This window comes from Pseudomonas sp. P5_A2_2, from assembly GCF_054177685.1.
Map to the genome: position 1 here is coordinate 1 of NZ_JBGCUL010000709.1, position 2386 is coordinate 2386.

Below are 2386 nucleotides of genomic sequence, written 5' to 3' on the forward strand. Positions count from 1 at the left end.
GGCTTACCGTCTCGAAGGTGACAGCCACGCTCAGGTTCAGTTGCTGGGTTCTGGAGCAATTCTTGGCGAAGTCCAGGCAGCTCGCCAATTGCTCGCTGATGACTGGGGCATTCAGGCAGCAGTGTGGAGCGTAACCAGTTATACCGAGCTGCATCGCGAAGCAATCGCCCTGGAACGTACCGAACGTTTTGGCGGTGAGCCGAAAACGCCTTACATCACGCGAATGCTGGATCAAACCCAAGGACCTGTAATTGCCGCGACTGACTACGTTCGTGCGCTGCCAGAACTGATCCGTGGTTTCGTTCCAAGCCGCTATGTGACTTTGGGTACCGACGGGTTCGGTCGCAGTGACACACGTCAGGCGTTGAGGGAGTTTTTCGAAGTGGATCGCCATTCCATCGTGATTGCGGCGCTTAAGTCGTTGGTGGATGAGGAATCGTTGGATTCCACAATCTGGCGTCAGGCATTGAGCCGTTATCGCAGTGAGGGCAGTCCGTCTATTGCTCCGTGGCAGTGTTAATCGGTTATTCCTTTACTTCGGCCTTGCGTGCAAGGCCGATTCCCGTGCACTTATTGTTTAGGTAGTACCCTCATGTCCATTTTAGAAGTGACCGTACCGGACATCGGTGATTATAAGGATGTACCGGTAGTTGATATTTTGATCAATGTGGGAGACCGCATCGAAAAAGACCAGCCCATGTTATCGCTGGAGTCGGACAAAGCACTGATTGATATCCCTGCCCCAGTCGCAGGAGTTGTTGAGTCACTGGCGGTTGTGTTGGGCGATAAGGTTTCGTTCGGTTCACTGCTTTTAAAACTGGCGCAAGAAAATTTTGAAAGTGAGGTGGCGATTGCTAGTGAGGTCGCGCCGTTGAAAATTAAGGACTCCACTCCTGTTTTTCCAGTTGTGACAGAAACGCAGGCACCAGTTGAAACAAGTCCAACTGTAGCGACCCCGCAGCCTCAACCTATCGAGAAGGACGCTCTAAAGTCGGGCCATGCGGGTCCAGCAGTGCGTAAGTTTGCTCGAGAACTGGGGGTAGAAATTTCTTGCGTTAACGGGCAGGGAATACGCGGACGTGTTACGCGAGAAGATGTTCTGAAACATGTTAAATCTATAGTTTCTACAAAGTCTGAGGCCGCCGGTGACAGCCTGGGGCTGTTGCCTTGGCCGGCGGTAGATTTTAGTAAGTTTGGGGCGATTGAAATTCAACCCTTATCTCGCATCCGTAAATTGTCAGGTGCGAACCTTCATCGAAACTGGGTACGTATTCCTCATGTWACCAATCATGATGACGTTGATGTAACCGAACTCGAGAACCTTCGCCAACAGCTCAATGCAGAGCGTCGGGGGCAGAACGCGAAAGTGAGCTTGTTGGCGTTTATTTTGAAGGCATGCGCGGCAGCGCTGAAGAAATTCCCCAATTTCAATGCCTCATTGGACGGGGATAACCTAATTCTCAAACAGTACCTCCATTTAGGGTTTGCCGCCGATACTCCGAGTGGTTTAGTAGTGCCTGTGATTCGCGATGCAGACCAAAAAGGCGTGATGCAAATCGCCACTGAAATGGCTGAACTCGCATCTCTGGCAAGAGAAGGAAAGCTGAAGTCGACACACATGCAGGGCGGATGTTTTTCGGTTTCCTCACTTGGTGGAATTGGTGGGACGCATTTTACTCCGATTATCAACGCCCCCGAGGTAGCAATACTTGGTGTTGGTAAKGCTCGTCTCCAGCCTGTTTGGGTAGGTACCGCGAATGAAGGACGAGTCATTCCTAGATTGATAATGCCGCTTTCACTTTCCTGGGATCATCGAGTGGTAGATGGTGCCGAAGCAGGCAGGTTTTTGAGCTACCTTAACGAAGTTCTTGCTGATTTCAGGAGGGTGTCGGTTTAATTAATTTTAGAGCAATTGTTAAAAAGGCTTATCGATCCTTTGCGGTAGATAGTTATGGCATGCAAATGTTATTTCTCTTGATAATAAGTGTGGCCGCGTAGGATTTGCTGTCCAGAAAAACTAGAAAAGCACCCATACAAAACTTTGTTGCTAATAAAAATAAGGGATATCTTCTATGAGTAAGCATTGCGTTTCTGTAACAGTGGCTGGCGGTATTGCGGGTATCGCCTTATGCACTACTGCCTATGCCGATTTTCTTTCGGACAGCAAAGCAAATCTAGGATTCAGAAATTTATATTATAATAACGACAACCGTGATGGCACGGCGGCCCCGTCGAAAACAGAGGAATGGGCCCAAGGGTTCATGCTCGATTACAAGTCAGGATTTACAGACGGAACAATTGGTGTCGGCTTGGATGCGTTGGGGCTAATGGGAGTACGCTTGGACAGCGGGAAGGGGCGCCATGTAGGAAGTTCTATGATCCCAAG

General features: G+C 49.6%; 3 protein-coding genes. All 3 read left to right on the plus strand.

Going from position 1 to position 2386, the window contains the following annotated elements; translation table 11 throughout:
* The coding region (locus tag ACXRVY_RS24590) for a transketolase-like TK C-terminal-containing protein (RefSeq protein ID WP_458238478.1) at positions 1 to 520 on the plus strand (520 nt) is incomplete at its 5' end.
* A 72-nt stretch (positions 521 to 592) separates the two neighbouring features.
* Positions 593 to 1897 (plus strand): dihydrolipoyllysine-residue acetyltransferase, encoded by a 1305-nt coding sequence (locus ACXRVY_RS24595; RefSeq protein ID WP_458238479.1) that lies wholly within the window; start codon positions 593 to 595, stop codon positions 1895 to 1897.
* Between the two features lie 175 nt (positions 1898 to 2072).
* The coding region (locus ACXRVY_RS24600; protein WP_458238480.1) for an OprD family outer membrane porin at positions 2073 to 2386 on the plus strand (314 nt) is incomplete at its 3' end.